Genomic DNA, 16,126 nt, shown 5'->3' with positions numbered 1-16,126 from the left:
ATTAACGAACGCTCGTCCGGTACCCTTCTGGATTGTGCGCATGCCAATTCCAAGCATCACGGATGATCGTTTCGATGTCGGTACGTTGTGGTGTCCAGCCGAGAACTTCTTTTGCTTTGGCAGATCCGGCGATTAAGATACTCGGATCCCCTGCACGACGTTCAATGATCCGTTCTGGAATCGGATGTCCCGTCACGCGACGGGCTGCTTCAATGATTTCCCGAACTGAAAACCCTTGGCTTGAACCGAGGTTAAAGACCGTACTCTCGTTTCCATCAGCCAAATAATCAAGTGCTCGCATATGGGCGTCGATCAAGTCCTCGACATGGATGTAATCACGAATACAGGTACCGTCAGGCGTTGGATAATCATCGCCATAGATCGAAATTTCTGACCGTTGTCGGTTGGCAACTTCGAGGACGAGCGGGATTAGATGGGTTTCCGGCGTATGATCTTCCCCGATTTCTCCTGTTACGCGCGCACCGGCAACGTTGAAGTAACGTAATGCGACATAACGTAAGCCATATGCTTGTTCAGACCATCGCATCATCTTCTCCATCATCAACTTCGTCTCACCATAGGCATTCGTCGGACGCGTTTCTGCTGTTTCGAGAATCGGCATCTGCTCCTGTTCACCGTATGTGGCTGCCGTCGAAGAAAAGACGATCTGTTTAATGTCATGGGCAATCATCGCTTCGAGCAACACTTGTGTCCCGTAAACGTTGTTATCAAAGTAGCGTAATGGTTCCGTCATCGACTCGCCAACGAGTGAAAAAGCAGCGAAATGGATGACCTGCTCAATCGTCTCTTCCGTAAAGACGCGATCGAGAAAAGCACGATCGCGTATGTCTCCTTCATATAGACGTGCCCGCGGATGAACCGCTTCACGGTGACCGGACTGCAGATGGTCGATGACGACGACATCCTTTCCGGCATCAATCAATTGATAGACAGCATGGGAGCCGATATAACCAGCTCCACCTACGACTAAAGTTGCCATTTAGATGACCTCCCGTTCGATTTCACGTGCTCCGTCACCGACCGTCGCTGTATAGAACGTCGCTGGGTAACCGATCCTTGCTTCATATTGTTCGCCGACAGCTTGTTTGAACGCGTCGACTGCCTCGTCTTCAACGATCGCAATCGCACAGCCACCAAAACCAGCACCTGTCATCCGTGCACCGAGCACGCCCGGTTGCTCCCAAGCGGCTTCGACGAGTGTATCGAGTTCAATCCCTGTCACTTCATAATCTTCCCGTAACGAGACGTGTGAAGCATTCATCAACTGACCGAACGTCTTCAGTTCTCCCGCTTCGAGTGCCGCTAGTGCTTGAAGTGTTCGTTCATTTTCTGAAATCGCGTGTCGGGCACGACGCATCAAGATTTCGTCTTCCCATGCGACTTTCGTGAATTCTGACGTCGTCCATTTTCCAAGCGTTTCCCGTGATGTGAACTGATTGAGATAAGCGAGTGCTGCCTCACATTCCGCCCGACGTTCATTATATTTCGAATCTGCCAGTTCACGGCGTTTGTTCGTATTCATGATGATGATCGTATATCCCGTCAAATCGAGTGGAGCATACGTATAGTCGAGCGTTTCACAATCGAGCAACAATCCCGCTCCCGCTTTCCCCATACCGATCGCAAATTGATCCATGATACCACTATTGACGCCGATATAACGGTTTTCGACCTGTTGACCAAACCGAACGAGATCAAGAAGTGGAATGTCTAATCCATACAATCGATCGAGCAAGACTCCGATGACGAGTTCAAGTGAAGCGGATGACGAAAGACCGGCTCCGTTCGGGATGTCACCTTGAATCAGGATGTCACATCCTGAATCGATTCGGTACCCTGCTTCCTGTAAGACTGTAATCATACCCTTCGCATAGTTCGCCCAACCGTGCTTCGCGTCATACGCCAGTTCTTCGAGTGCGACTTCGATGATGCCGTCCTGCTCAAAATTCAGCGAGTAGAAGCGGAAACGTTGATCGTCTCGTTTTCGCGCGATCGCATGCGTACCGAACGTCAACGCACATGGAAAGACGTGACCGCCATTGTAATCCGTATGCTCACCGATTAAATTGATCCGACCTGGGGCAAAAAAGCGATGCGTCGACGGTGAGCCAAACCGCTGTTCAAATTGTGCTTCTAACGTCTGGTCTGTCATACGATCGTCTCCTTTGATTCGAGTAGTGAGAGCGCACGATGGACCGGCTGAATCCGCAGACAGCGGGCTTCATAATCCGTCGTGTATGAGAACGTCAAGCCTTGTTGCATCAAGTAGGCACCGCTTAACGTCCGGTCCTCGACTTGGTAGCGCATTGTTGGGTCGAGTCCTTTTAGCTTGAAGTGATACTGATGTATTCCGTATTGCCGAAGTGGCGCGATCGCGAGCAAGACTGTTTCTTCTTCCGATGTATACTGCATGACGCTTGGTGTCTGTTGTGTGAAGGATGAAAGACGGTACTGGATGCCGCGTTGGATTGTCGGACGAATCGCTTGATAGGTCTCGATCCAGCCTTTTGCTTCCGCTAACTCATCCGTCGACCACTCGCTTAAGTTACCACCGATCCCGAGCGTTCCTTGCATCGAGGAGACGAAGCGTGTCGCAAGTGGCACGTTGCGTCCATTTAACCAGTTCGGTCCGTCCGTTACCCAGCAGCTCATCATCTTCGCGTTATAAGCGTAAGAGAAGTCATGCTGAATTTGTAAGCGATCGAGTGGATCCGTGTTATCACTTGTCCAGACTTGCTCCGTCCGTGCGAGGATCCCGAGATCAATTCGTCCGCCACCACCGGCACAGGCTTCGAAGTCGACCGTCGGATGCAAGCGACGCAATTCATCAAAGATCCGGTACAATGCATCGACGTGACGTTTCCATAATTCCTGTTGGCGATCCGTCTGGTCTTTTGGAACACCCGGTTCCGAGAAGGCACGGTTCATGTCCCATTTGATGTAGTCGATCGCGTGATGCGTCAGCAAGTCATCCATCATCTCGAGAATGAATTGCTCAACTTCTGGTAATCCTAGATTTAAGACGTATTGATTCCGTGACGTCGTCCGAACCGCATCCCGTGCATGATAAATCCAATCCGGATGCGCCCGGTATAGATCAGAATCCGGATTGACCATCTCCGGTTCGACCCATAGCCCGAACTGTAACCCTTGTTGTTTCACATATGAGATCAAAGGCTCTAGACCATTCGGAAACTTTTCCCGATTGACTTGCCAGTCCCCGAGTCCCGCTTGATCGGAATGGCGTTCACCGAACCAACCGTCATCGACGACAAACAGTTCACAGCCGATTCCTGCTGCAAGATCGACGAGTTCACGTTGACCAGATTCCGTCACATCGAAATAGGTCGCTTCCCATGAATTATAGAGAACTGGACGATCAGTCGCACGCGGCATGATGACATCACGTTGGAACGCATGCGCATGGGCGCTCATATCTGCGAAACCGTCCGCATACCCGATGTAGAACGTCGGTGTCGTCAACTGTTGTTGATGTGATAGTTTCCAACTGAAATCAAACGGATTCATGCCACCCGATAGCTGAACGAAACCAAACGCATCTTGTTCGACGTGAATCGCCCAGTTACCCGAATAGGCAAAATGTCCGTAAACGACTTCACCGCCGTCTTCTGTCGCATCCTGCTCGAGTGCGAACCAAGGATTCGCTTGATGACTCGTCACCCCGCGCCGACTTTCAATCGTCTGGCGTCCTGGTGTCACCGGTGTGATTTGTTTCTTGAACTCACCTGTCCACATCCCAGCGAAGTGATGCAGTTTTAAATTCGGTTGATGCCAACGTCCCATCGCAAAGGACTGGGCTGCTGTTAAACGAACAGGTAATCGTCCTGTATTTTCGACGACAATCGAACGACCGATGATATCGTAATCTTCAAACAGTTCATATTGCACTCCGACACGCATCTCCTGCAAGGAATCAAAAAGCCACAATGTCAGTTTCGTTTCTGTCTGCTCGGAGCGTTCAAACTGGAACTGGTGAATCCGTTGTCCGTCCTCTCGTTCCGATTTCAAAGTTGGCTCCGTGTACAACATCTCGCCGAATGGTACGAAATCATACGTCGCGACGCCGTCTGGTGATTCAAACGAACTGTGTGCGACGACCGGACTCGGTAATGCTTCATAATCATCCCGGTACGGTAACTTGGCACCGAAATAGGTGTGAATCAGCTTCCCGTTCGCACCGACTGTCACGACGTGAGCGACCCGTTTCCCCTCGACGACGAAACGACGTCCTGCTACTTCAAAGATTGCCATGGTTCTCTTCCTCCTTACGTCGTCAGAATCAGTGTCTCGAGTGGTGCGAGTCGGACCGTTCCACGATATGTCTTTTCCTTTGTCAATGCTTGGTATGTTCCGTCGAGCGTGACGTCCCGTGCTTCTTTCGTGTCATGATTCATCAAGAAGAGGAAATCGCGTTGTTCGCCGTGACGACGAATGATTTCAACTTGATCCGGAGCATCGATCATCTCGATGCCAGCCTCTGTGAACGCTTGACGGTAAATTGTATCAATCATCGCATCATCAATCGATGAGCCGATGTAGGTAATCATTCCTTTATAGGCATTGCGCGTCACAGCCGCTACACCCTCGTAGAACGTATCTTCATAGACAGCAAGCGTCTCTGCTGTCGTTGGTGTGATCAAGTCACACCAGAGGCGCGCTGTTGAGGATTGTCCTGACATCTCGCCGATACCTGCCACCTGATGTTGCTGAACGGATTGAAGTGACTCATATTCGTCGATTTCAATACCCGCATACGGTGCGAATTTACCCGGTAACGTCGTCGGTACGACATGATTTTGTGCATCTTTGACACCTGTCCGGTACGTGAAGATGACGTGACCGCCTTGTTCCATGTACGCAATCAAGGCGTCATCGAACGTAGGATTCGTCAAGAAATAGAGTGGAACGATGATCAGTTTATAACGAGATAAATCATCACCTGGGAAGACGATGTCGGTTGCGACTTGTTGACGAACCGCTCCGCCATAGAAGCGGACGAACTCCGTCCGAAAATCAAACGCATCACTGTGCGGCTGATGCGTCCACGCCCAGACGTTTTCTTGATCGAAATAGACACCAACCTTCGCGTCGTAACGGCTCGCGTTAATCTCATCGCCATACGTATTCAGTTCCGTCATGATCTGTTTGACTTCTTCGAATTTCCGTTTCGGTTTTCCATCATGATCGATGATGCCGTGACAGAACTCCTCTGTTCCAAAATGAGCAGCCCGGAATCGGAAGTAGACGATCGCTTCTGCTCCCCGCGCGACTGCTTGATACGTCCAGAGACGAATATGCCCTGGTCGTGGCAAGTAACCGATTTTACTCCAGCCTTGTGCGCCACTCAACTGTTCCATGACCCAGAAGCCTTTTCCTTGCTTCGAAGAGCGGCAAAGATCATGATCGCTTGCCATCTTCTCGAACCGGTTCGGCTCCGGTAGTCCACCCCAGACCGGGTAGTTATCGAACGCGACGTAATCGAGATCTTGCGCCATTTGCTGTTGATTGACCGCCATGTCACTGTAGACGAGGTTGTGCGTGATGAAGACGTTCTCTGGGATGTAGCGACGTAAGACATCGACTTGTAATTTGTTGTAGTACGTATAGCCGTCGGCACAAAAACGATCGAAGTCGACGAGCAGGGATGGGTTATGTTCCTGATAGACTTTACGCGGTACCGGGATTTGATCCCACGCCGTGTACGTCTGACTCCAGAAGACGGTTCCCCATGCTTCGTTCAAAGCATCAAGCGTTCCGTAACGGTTCTTTAACCAGCGCTGAAAAGCAGCGCGGTCGACAGCACCGTAAGAACGATCCGATTTCTCATGCCCATATTCATTATCCGTTTGCCACCCGATAACACGAGGATGTTGACCGTATCGTTTCGCCATCTCTTCCGTGATCTTGACGGATAGTCGTTGGTACGTTTCGCTGTGGACCGTATAATGGCGACGAGCACCAAAGCTGATCGTCACACCGTTCTCATCGACCGGTAAGATTTCTGGATACTTCGTACACAACCACGCAGGTGGTGTCGCGGTTGGTGTCCCGAGTACGATATCGAATCCTTCCGCACTCAAACGTTCGATGACGTCATCCCAAAAGCTAAAGTCATAGACGCCTTCTTCCGGCTCCATCATCGACCAAGCGAATTCTGCGAGACGAACGACGTTGACACCAAGTTCCTTCATCAGTCGGAAGTCTTCCTCCCATAGTGCTCGTGGTGTTTGTTCTGGATAATAATCGACTCCTAAATACATTGTGCTCCCCCTTACGCAAAAACAATTATTTTACTGCACCCGCCGTCATCCCTTTTTGGAAGAAACGTTGGAAGAAGATATAGAAGATCATCGTCGGTAAACTGATCAAAACAAGTGAAGCGTAGATTTTCCCTGGGTCCCCGCCAAGCGCATCCTTGAAGAAACTTGGTGCCATCGTGACTGTCTGATAAGCAGGGTCGGTCATGAACGTAAGAACCATCAAGTACTCGTTCCATGAGTTAAGGAACGCATAGATTAAAGCTGTTGCGAGCGCTGGTTTTGCGAGCGGTAGCATGACTTTGAAGAAGACTTCAAGAATCGTCGCACCATCGATATACGCTGCTTCCATCAATTCGTTTGGCAATTCATCAAAGTATCCTTTGATAAGCATCAGACCGAATGGTAAGAAGAAGGCAACTTCCGCTCCGATCAGTCCCCAGTGGTTGTTCAGCCCGTCAAATGAACGAAGCGTGAAGAACAAGGGTACGATCATCGAAGCGACCGGTAACATGAGTCCAGCAAGGACCATGTTGAACAAAAGACGTTTTCCAGCAAACTCAAGCTTCGAGAAAGCGAACGCTGCGAACGCCAAAATCGTGATCGAGATGATGATCATGAAGAAAGCGACAAAGAAACTGTTGAAGACGAATGTCGGGAAGTTCGGGTTTTGCAATGTCGCAATATAGTTATCGAATCCATTGACGCGAAGACTCTCTTTGAACATGACGAAAATTGGGAATAACCAGACGATTGACGCAAGCGCCAATACGAGGTTAATCATCCAGCGGCTTTTTTTAGATTCTACATCCATGGGTCGTTCCTCCTTAGTTATCCATTTTCTTTTGTACACGCAATTGGAAGTACGTGATCAGCAAGGCGATCGTCAGTAGGATGATGGCAACAGCACTCGAGAAACCAACTTCCTGTTGCAACATCGATTTTCGGAATAGGTATGTCGAAATGAACTCCGTCGACGATCCTGGTCCACCAGCTGTCGTGATCCAGACTAAGTCAAACGTCTTCAGACCACCGATAACTCCGAGAATCGACAGAGTGAACGTCGTTCCTTTCAAGTTCGGGAAGACGATGCTCCACAGTGTCCGGAAGAATCCAGCTCCATCGATTTTTGCTGCTTCGAAGATTTCCTTCTCAATCGTCAACATTGCCATGTAGTACATGACCATCGAAGAACCCGTCCACTGGAAGATGTTGATCGCAATGACGGAATAAAGCGCGATGTCCGGATCACCAAGCCAGTTCTGCTCGAGGCTACCGAGACCAATCGCACGGAGGAACTCATTGATGTAACCAAACTGGAAATCATAAATTTGTGAGAATGCCGCACCGAGTACGACAGGACTCAAGACGACCGGGAAGAAGAAGACCGACTTCATCGCCGTCCGCAATGGTCCCGGTGTATGCAGGAAGTACGCCAAGACGAGACCGATACCAGCTTGAATCGAAACGGTCAAAATCGTGAAGATGAATGTGTTCTTCAGCGAGAGATAGAAGTCCGGATCTTGGAACATCTCAGCATAGTTGTCGAGTCCGACGAATACTTTGTCAAACGAAATCCCGTCCCACGAGAAGAATGAGTTATAGGCATTATAGAAAATCCCATAATAGATGAAGCTGACGACGAACAAGACGATCGGAGCAACGAAGGCCCATCCGACCATGTTTCGCTTCATGTTCTTTTTCTTCTTCGGTGCGGGCGGGCGTGTCGCCACCGGCTGGAGCGGTTCTGCTTTTGGTTTAATCGGCAATTCCTGTCGCTCTGTCTGCATATCGATTCCCCACTTTCCTCAAGTCCAAAAATCAGGAAGTGGCACGCAGGCGTACCACTTCACTGTCGAGTCTTATTTCGCTGATTGATCCGCTGCGTCTTGAACGCGTTGTAATGATTCTTTCGGATCTTGTCCTGTCGCGATGTTTTGAAGTTCCTTACCGAGGATATCGTTTAATTTCGTATCTCGGATACCACGGCTAGCAACCGCTTTTGCTAATGTGTCGTTTAACATCTTGTACGATTCTTTTTCGCCTTCAGATGTGAAGGCAGCGTCTGAATCGACTTTGACATCCTTGATACCAGGTGCCATTTCAAACTCACCCATGTAGACTTCTTGTCCTTTTCCTTGACTCATGAAGGCGATGAACTCTGCTGCACCTTCTTGTTGTTTCGACTCTTTATTGACACCAAGTGCCATATCGATCGATGCGATGACCGGTTGCTCTGTTCCACCTACTAAGTTCGGGAGTGGAACGAATCCGAGTTCATCTTTGATTTTCCATTTGTCTTTTTTCTCAGCTGTTGTCATCGAGTGTGCTTCCCATGAACCGATGACCCACATCGCTGCTTTTTTATCAAAGAATTGGTTCATCCCGTCATTGTATGTCGCTAGACCAAGCGCTCCTTCTTGGAAAACTTTATCTTTGAAGAGATCTTGCCAGACTTGTGCTGTTTTAACCATTTCGTCGTCTGTCCATTTTGCTTGACCCGAGAGGACTTTTTGAATGTAACCTGGTGCGACCTGGTGGCTGAGGACGTTGTAGACATCGATGTCAATCCATGCATCTTTTGCTCCGAGCATGAGTGGGATGACTTTATCGCCTGAGTCTTTAATCTTCTTGACTGCGCTGACTGTTTCTTTGTAGTTCTTCGGTGGTGTCACACCGTATTTATCAAGCATCGTCTTGTTGTACATCAAGTACGCTTGACCTGTGAAACCAATTGGAACTGCATATTGTTTGCCGTCAATCGTTGTTTGTTCGATTCCAAGCTCGACGAACTTATCTTTCCAGCCTTTACCTGCTGCTTTATCCATGTACGAATCGACCGGTACGACGCGATCCTTGTACTGCTGAATCATCGGTTCTTTCAGACCGATGATGTCTGGACCTTTACCTGACAGCATCGCGACCTGTAATTGTTTTTCGTAGTCTTCACTGTATCGTTTGAATTGAACGACGTATTTATCTTGTGATTTATTGAAAGCATCAACGACAGTTTTCCCCGCTTCTGGTTGCGGTGCCCAGCCCCACCATGTGACGATCGTCTTACCGTCTTTTGTTTTCGTTTGTTGCTCGTCTTCGCCACCACAAGCGGCGAGGAATGCGGATAATGTTAGGACTGATGCTGCAGCAACGAGTTTCGTTTTTTTGAATTTCATGTAAGAGCTCCCCTTTTATGTGTAAGTAGTCAAGCGTATCGTCTAGCGTGTTCCCCTTCGATTAGTGCCTGTCGGCACCATTCTTCGATCACCTTCGTCTGAATCGGCATTCCCTGTAGCTGAATCAATACACGGGCGATCAATCGAAGACGGTATGCCAGCGTATCGACGTCCGGTCGGACGAAGAGATATAACTCTCCACCCAGCGTCAAACAACCGGCAGAGCGCATGTGTTGCATGAGTGCGCGTAATTCAATGTATCCGCTCTCATTTTTTCGAATGTGTAGCTCGGATGAACGGATCGTCAGGACCCCTTGTACCGATGACATCCGGAATTGAAACACACCGTCACGTCGTGGTCGGACGAGCACGATATCCTGCTCGTCTGTCGGGACATCGCCTGGACCCTGTTCTGTCATCTGTTGCGTTGACCGATGAAAATAAAAACCGCGGATTGCTCCGTAACGCCCGAAAGCTTCACGGTACGAAACCCATGGATCGTGTGGTTCCATTGCGCGATGCCTCCCTTTCCTGCTTCAGCTTGATTAGCCCCTGCTAACCTGCATCCACCTCCACTTAGTTGACCATGAACTTAGTAAATTAAATTTATTATCTAACTTTATATCGACTATAGCACATTGGTTTTTAACTTGTAAACGGTTTCAATAAATTATTTGTTGAATAACAAAACCGATTCCGTGTCTTGCTAGTTTGCAAGACACGGAATCGGTTCATTAAATCGTTTGAAATAAACTATTTGTCGCAAGGGCAGCCGCACTGAGTGCTCCTTGTTTTTCACCCCACGGAACCATCTTGACATCGGTTTCACGTGAAGCAGCGGTCAACGCCGTGTGCTCGACCCGTTCCTTGATTTGATCAACGATCGTGGGTGCGAGCTCAAACATCGGTCCCCCAAGTAAAATCCGGCGTGGATTCAGGAGATGAATCGTATTCAAGACACCGATTCCGATATATTCCCCCGCCCGTTCATATGTACGAACTGCTTGTTCATCGCGTTCGTTTAACCGTTTGCGCAAATCAGCAATCGTCATGACTTGCGGATCCACGACAGCATAATCCCGTAACAATGCTTTTTCGCCTGCTAATGCTTCTAGGCATCCTCTGTTCCCACACGAACAAATCGGTCCATCGAGATCAAGACGCATATGTCCGACCTCTCCCGTAATATGATGTTGTCCGTCGACAAGCTGTCCATCGAGCACATAAGCACCCCCGATGCCTTCCCCGGCATAGAGATAAAAGAATTGTTCGACCCCAACACCTTCACCGAATAATAGCTCAAACGAAGCGAGTGCTCGAACATCGTTTTCGATGAAGACAGGATAGTCAAAGCGTGCTTCAAGTTGTACCTTCAACTCAACGTCATGCAGGTGGAAACGTGGTGCAAACAAGATGACACCTGTCTCCGGATTGACCATCCCGTGGACGGAGATCCCGATACCGTGAATCGTTCCCCGTCCTTGTGTCTGTGCAATCAAGGTCTCGCATAATCGACCAATCGCTTCAATCAATTCTTCATTCGTCTCAAAACGTCCCACGGCTTCGGACTCATGAATCGTATTACCACTTAAATCCGCGACGACTCCGATGAATTGGTGACTTGTCGCATCGATGCCGATGACGTATTGCTCTGTTGCGACGAGTTCGAGCATGATCGGTTTTCGTCCCCCATTTGATATCCCAAGCTCTCGCTCCGTCACGAGTTGTTCTGCAATCAATTCACTGACGATGTTCGATACCGTCGGCTTCGTTAAGTTCGTCCGTTGTGCTAACTCAACCCGCGAAATCGGTTGATGCATCCGAATCAGTCGCAAGACGAGTGCCCGATTATAGGAACGCATCCATTTAGAATTACGCGGTGTTTCTTTCGCCATGTCCCCATCAACCCCTTTGGTCTGTCTCTTTACTATCTTCGCATATTTTGTAAGGGATTTCACGGTCTCACTTAAAAACCGTTCATCTGCTGAACGGTTTTTGTGCACTTTCATGCTTCGTCATATGGTTGTTCTAAAATCAGGACGCGTGAACCATCCGGATTCTCGGTCAGTTCGATCTCAACGATTGCCTGACCGACGAGCAAAACGATTGGTAGAGAGGGATCATTCTCGCGAAAGAAACCGATTTTTCCATGGTGTGCGTCCATATAGTCCGCATATAAAAACGTTCCATTGACGTGCAGCTCATCCTTCATTCGATTGAACGACAAGCGCGGGACACCATACCAGGCTTCCCCGTTCAAATAAAGCAAGGGACGCTCGCCGACCGATTCATTCGTCGCCCGCCGGACCTCGATTGCTCCCGTCGTATCGTAATACAATCGATCTTGACCACGTGTCGCGATGACGATCGGATGTTTCTGATACAAGACGACTTCTAAAATTTCATCCGCTTGTTCGACGAAATAACCAGTCTCATCCGACTGGGCAAAACTAATCGTATACAACTGCATCCAGGAAACGATATCCGTCACTTGAACCGGTTTATGAAAAAGCGCAGAAACAAGTAGTGTTTCTTCCGGGGTGACAAACAGATTGACGGAGATATCCGCTAAGCGGATCGTCCGGATTTGTGTCGAAGGATACGTATGGTCATAACTCGGTACAAGCATCGCTTCATAGTGATCATCCTTTTCGACCAATTCAATCGATGGCATGCGTCGATCAAAATCCGCAATTTGAATTCGTTTCATCCGACATCTCCTCTCACTTTCACTAACAGTCTCACGCAAGTTATTACCCAATATCTGGTTTTCGTGCACTCCCCTGAATTCAAAAAATCGGAACGCATGCGTTCCGATCATTGTACGTACAGATCATATAGTAGATATAGAATGCCTCCCACGATAACCAAAAATGAAAAGATGCCCGCTTTTCCAAAAAAAACGCGATCGATGGTTTCATCCCGTTCGAATTTTGGCTTTGTCATATAGTACCGCTCCCTTTAACAAGCTCGTAGTACTTTTTTATTTCGACGTCCTCCGTTTTATCCCTTGTTACGATCTGTCATTTCACTCCATTTGCAAAATAGATCAATGTTTCGGTTTCGTCTTCCGTCAACGATCGTCCTGTCTCTTCTGCATATAAAGTCCGCATATCCTTCAGTCGTCCTCCGGTCGCTTCCGTTACACGAATGGCTCGACGCAACATGTTGACCTCTTCTTCAAATTCAGACTTCGGCATCGCTTCTCCATGCGACCAGACATAATAATCGGCTTCTAAACGATCGATTGCCGCTAATAAGCGCGTCGTCCGTTCGACCGTATAATTCCACTTCGATGAAAAGATATCCGCATACATCGCGTCTCCTAAGAACACGACGCGTTCTTCCGGAATGTAGACGAGTAGGCTACCAGGAGAATGATCATTTTCGACTTCAATCAGTTGGCACTGCACGCCACCTAAGTCAATTTCCAATTGTCCAGTAAAGCCAATCGTCGGTAAGACGACTTCGATGTCGCGTGTCGTACCAAACTCGAGCTTGATCGCATCCGCACAAAACGGAATCTCGATTCCTTGATCCATTCGTTCTTGTAACGCTGCATCCGTCCAAGCGTATGGTTGCATCTCTTTCATGCGGGTGATTGTTTGCTGTGTTGCCATCGATGGCAGACGGAGATGTTTCATCCCAAAAATATGATCCCAGTGCCAGTGGGTCAGGGCCAATAAGTCAGGTGATCCAAGATTGTGTTTTTTCATTTCTTCTAAAAACAAAGCGGCATGGGCTGACGAGTTTCCCGCGTCAATCATCAATTGATGCTTCTCCCCACGCACGACGGCGAGAATCGGGCGATCCGTCTCGCTGACCGGTGTCTGATACCAAATCCGTGAAGTCAGTTGTTTGAAGTATTGCATGTTCTACCTCCTTATACTCTGCTCTTAGTATACGTCATGAAAAAACCGGATTCATCTAGAAGACGAATCCGGTTTGATTAGTTCTTATTTTTTGGCATTTGATCGAAACGGCCACCAGACCCCTTTACCAAACGAAACTGTAATCGCTGGAATCAAGAGTGGTAAGACGATTAATCCATACAAAAGTAGACCTGTGATGACGATCGTCGCGATTTGAACGAGACTCAAGACACCAGACGGCATCATCGCTCCGAAGGTTCCTGCAAGAATGATCGCTGCCGTGATGATGACAGATCCCATCTTTTTCATCGACAGGAACATCGCTTCCTTCGTATCGAGTCCCTTGATCGTCTCTTCGCGGAAACGATCGAGTAGGAAGATCGAATAATCGATACCAAGGGCAATCAACATGACGAATCCGAAGAACGGAACAGCCCAACTGATGCCGTCATATCCGAGACCGTTGACGAAGATCAGCTCAGCGATCGACATCGACGTATAATACGTCAGCAATAACGAACCAATCATGAACAATGGCATGATCAACGAACGGAACATGATCGCTAAAATCACAAAGAGACTGATCAACATGACGGTCACTGTTCGTTTGAAATCGGCTTTCGACGTATCATTCAAGTCACTGTTGACGCTTGAAATCCCGCCATATGCGACAGTGCTGTCTTCAAACGGTGTCCCTTTAATCGTATTCGCTGTCGTCTTTTTGATTGCAGCGACGGTTTGAATCGCTTCTGGTGAATACGGATCATCTTCGAGGATGACTTCAAACTTCAATCCGGTTTGCTGATCAATCGCGTAACGGTCAATTGCTGGTTTAAAGGCCTTGTCCGATAACGTATCTTTTGGCACGAACACACCTGTCCCACGGATCGATGTCGCTTGTCCCATCTCGGTTAACAAATTCGAGATGTCATCTAGACCATTACTAATTTTCGCAAGCCCTGTGTTTGCTTGACCAACACCATCCGCAAGTTGTGTCAGCCCACTTCCAAGTTGACCGGCTTGTGCTCCTTGTGAGGCTATTCCACTTGCTGCTTGACTGATGCCAGATTGAACTTGGCTCAATTGACCAGACAAGGCATTTAATGTCCCAATGGTTTGCGGGATATTTTGAGTCGATTGCAGACCTTGACCGACGAGCGTCAACTGTTGGTTGATCTGTCCAAGTCCGTCTGCTGCTTGTTGCAACTGACTTGCTCCTGCTGAAGCCGAGTCTCCTGCCGGTAGTTGTCCTGTAATACCGTTGAGATTGTCTTCAACTGTCGTCAGACCAGACTGAACGTCCGTAAGACCAGCGGTTGCTTTCTTCATGCCGGAAGCAACTTGTTTTAATTGACGATCGACGTAGAAGTCATTAATGATTTCGCCTGTCGGACGAGAAATCGAACGAACCGATTTGACCCCGTCGATTTTCACGAGCTCACGACTCAACTGTTCCGCATAAGGAACTGTCTTTTCTGTAATCAAATCTTTGTCGCTCTTAAGAATGACATTGACCGGGAGCGACTCACCTGCTCCAAATCCATCCGAGATCGCATTCAGTCCTTTGACCGTATCATACTTCGCACCAATCTCATCGACGGTATTAAACGAGAGGTCATCATCGTACGTAAAGAGTGTCGGGACCGTGACGATCGCAACGATGATCATCGCAAGTAAAGGACGACGGATCGATAATCCACCATAATGTGACCACAGTTTGCTATCTTGGTGACTCGCTGCCTTCTTTGACGGCCAGAATAATTTTTCTTTGAGTGTCGCCATGAAGAAGGGGACAAGTGTAAATAAGACGAGTAAGAGGACGGCAATCCCAACCGCAACAGCGACCGATGATTTGAAGATTGGGAAGTCCGCAAACCCAATCGCTGAGAAACCGACAAGAACAGCAAGACCACTGATTAGTAACGTACGCCCTGCTGTCTTATACGTGTTGACGATCGCTGTCTCGACATCGTGTCCTGCCGTCAATTCTTCCTTATACCGGCTCAGTAGCAAGATACAGTAATCCGTCCCAATCCCAAACAGGATGGCAACGAGGAAGATTTGCGTATAGTTCGATACCGGGAATCCGAACCAGTCGACGAAAAAGGCGACGAGTGATTGGCTGATCAGGTACGTAAAGCCCACTGCCACAAGTGGTACGAACGGTGTGACGATGGAACGGAAGACGAGCAGAAGTAGTCCGAAAATCAACCCGACGGTAATCAGTTCCGTCCGCTTCAACCCTTCTTGTGAGCTTGTATTGACGTCATCGTTGATTAACGCTTCACCCGTTAGATAAATCGTTTGATCCTTTGGCAAGAGATCTGTCCGAATTTGTTTTGCCAGTTTGACGATTTCTTCTTGCGAACCGTCGACCGTGATTGGAACAAGGACTGTCTTTTGATCTTTTGAGACGAGCTGTCCTTCCGTCTCTTTGTTTTCAAACGGATTCAGCACATCCGTGACCGGACGATCGAGTGCTTCTAAATCTTTAACGATTTTCCCAATCGACTTTCGATCAGCATCGCTGACTTTGTCTTTGAGCGGAATAACAAGAGAGATCGTTTCTTCACTTGCTCCCGCTTTTTCTAAAATATCTGCTGCCCGCTGTGAGTCAGCGTTATTCGCAAGCTGAATCGCCCCTGCGTCCTCTGCTTGTTTTGCCAAGTTTGGTGCCGTAAATAGTAAACCTACTGTGACGATGAGCAATAATGCAAGAATTGCCCAGCGCCATTTGACGATTTGTCGCATGTCTGATTCTCCTCTTCCTTCTATTCTGTCT

General features: G+C 48.4%; 12 protein-coding genes. All 12 read right to left on the bottom strand.

Annotated elements, in window-relative coordinates:
* Position 1 precedes the first annotated feature (1 nt).
* Entirely contained in the window at positions 2-1,000 is a 999-nt protein-coding gene (gene galE, locus VJ374_RS02090) for a UDP-glucose 4-epimerase GalE (protein ID WP_290786130.1), read from the bottom strand.
* Positions 1,001-2,173, bottom strand: a complete 1,173-nt coding sequence (locus VJ374_RS02085; protein WP_329469975.1) for a galactokinase — start codon at positions 2,171-2,173, stop codon at positions 1,001-1,003.
* Entirely contained in the window at positions 2,170-4,293 is a 2,124-nt protein-coding gene (locus tag VJ374_RS02080) for an alpha-galactosidase (protein WP_329469973.1), read from the bottom strand. Before VJ374_RS02080 ends, VJ374_RS02085 begins: the two co-directional genes overlap by 4 nt.
* A gap of 14 nt (positions 4,294-4,307) precedes the next feature.
* Positions 4,308-6,302, bottom strand: coding sequence for a beta-galactosidase (locus VJ374_RS02075; protein WP_329469972.1), 1,995 nt, complete (start codon positions 6,300-6,302; stop codon positions 4,308-4,310).
* A 25-nt stretch (positions 6,303-6,327) separates the two neighbouring features.
* Positions 6,328-7,113, bottom strand: a complete 786-nt coding sequence (locus VJ374_RS02070; RefSeq protein ID WP_035411101.1) for a carbohydrate ABC transporter permease — start codon at positions 7,111-7,113, stop codon at positions 6,328-6,330.
* Between the two features lie 13 nt (positions 7,114-7,126).
* Positions 7,127-8,089, bottom strand: coding sequence for a carbohydrate ABC transporter permease (locus tag VJ374_RS02065; RefSeq protein WP_035411105.1), 963 nt, complete (start codon positions 8,087-8,089; stop codon positions 7,127-7,129).
* 72 nt (positions 8,090-8,161) lie between these two features.
* Positions 8,162-9,472, bottom strand: coding sequence for an ABC transporter substrate-binding protein (locus tag VJ374_RS02060; RefSeq protein WP_056063835.1), 1,311 nt, complete (start codon positions 9,470-9,472; stop codon positions 8,162-8,164).
* A gap of 29 nt (positions 9,473-9,501) precedes the next feature.
* On the bottom strand, positions 9,502-9,984 hold the full coding sequence (locus VJ374_RS02055) for a hypothetical protein (RefSeq protein ID WP_035411111.1): 483 nt from the start codon (positions 9,982-9,984) through the stop codon (positions 9,502-9,504).
* A 222-nt stretch (positions 9,985-10,206) separates the two neighbouring features.
* On the bottom strand, positions 10,207-11,367 hold the full coding sequence (locus VJ374_RS02050; RefSeq protein ID WP_056063838.1) for an ROK family transcriptional regulator: 1,161 nt from the start codon (positions 11,365-11,367) through the stop codon (positions 10,207-10,209).
* Between the two features lie 110 nt (positions 11,368-11,477).
* Positions 11,478-12,182, bottom strand: a complete 705-nt coding sequence (locus VJ374_RS02045) for a hypothetical protein (protein WP_035411117.1) — start codon at positions 12,180-12,182, stop codon at positions 11,478-11,480.
* A 313-nt stretch (positions 12,183-12,495) separates the two neighbouring features.
* Complete coding sequence (locus VJ374_RS02040; RefSeq protein WP_329469969.1) at positions 12,496-13,344, bottom strand: MBL fold metallo-hydrolase; 849 nt, start codon at positions 13,342-13,344, stop codon at positions 12,496-12,498.
* Positions 13,345-13,428: 84 nt separating this feature from the next.
* A complete protein-coding gene (locus VJ374_RS02035; RefSeq protein ID WP_308102165.1) occupies positions 13,429-16,095 on the bottom strand; it encodes an MMPL family transporter in 2,667 nt (888 codons plus the stop codon).
* Positions 16,096-16,126: the final 31 nt, after the last annotated feature.

Origin of the sequence: Exiguobacterium sp. 9-2, assembly GCF_036287235.1 — a bacterium.
Lineage (GTDB): Bacteria > Bacillota > Bacilli > Exiguobacteriales > Exiguobacteriaceae > Exiguobacterium_A.
The sequence above is the reverse complement of the archived record's forward strand: the minus strand, read 5'-3'. Positions and strand labels throughout refer to the sequence as shown.

Bases quoted from the DNA above. Each gene is read 5' to 3' on its own strand.
- VJ374_RS02045 (WP_035411117.1), bottom strand. From the start codon at position 12,182: ATGAAACGAATTCAAATTGCGGATTTTGATCGACGCATGCCATCGATT.
- VJ374_RS02050 (WP_056063838.1), bottom strand. From the start codon at position 11,367: ATGGCGAAAGAAACACCGCGTAATTCTAAATGGATGCGTTCCTATAAT.
- VJ374_RS02040 (WP_329469969.1), bottom strand. From the start codon at position 13,344: ATGCAATACTTCAAACAACTGACTTCACGGATTTGGTATCAGACACCG.
- VJ374_RS02085 (WP_329469975.1), bottom strand. From the start codon at position 2,173: ATGACAGACCAGACGTTAGAAGCACAATTTGAACAGCGGTTTGGCTCA.
- VJ374_RS02060 (WP_056063835.1), bottom strand. From the start codon at position 9,472: ATGAAATTCAAAAAAACGAAACTCGTTGCTGCAGCATCAGTCCTAACA.
- galE (WP_290786130.1), bottom strand. From the start codon at position 1,000: ATGGCAACTTTAGTCGTAGGTGGAGCTGGTTATATCGGCTCCCATGCT.
- VJ374_RS02080 (WP_329469973.1), bottom strand. From the start codon at position 4,293: ATGGCAATCTTTGAAGTAGCAGGACGTCGTTTCGTCGTCGAGGGGAAA.
- VJ374_RS02075 (WP_329469972.1), bottom strand. From the start codon at position 6,302: ATGTATTTAGGAGTCGATTATTATCCAGAACAAACACCACGAGCACTA.
- VJ374_RS02065 (WP_035411105.1), bottom strand. From the start codon at position 8,089: ATGCAGACAGAGCGACAGGAATTGCCGATTAAACCAAAAGCAGAACCG.
- VJ374_RS02055 (WP_035411111.1), bottom strand. From the start codon at position 9,984: ATGGAACCACACGATCCATGGGTTTCGTACCGTGAAGCTTTCGGGCGT.
- VJ374_RS02035 (WP_308102165.1), bottom strand. From the start codon at position 16,095: ATGCGACAAATCGTCAAATGGCGCTGGGCAATTCTTGCATTATTGCTC.
- VJ374_RS02070 (WP_035411101.1), bottom strand. From the start codon at position 7,113: ATGGATGTAGAATCTAAAAAAAGCCGCTGGATGATTAACCTCGTATTG.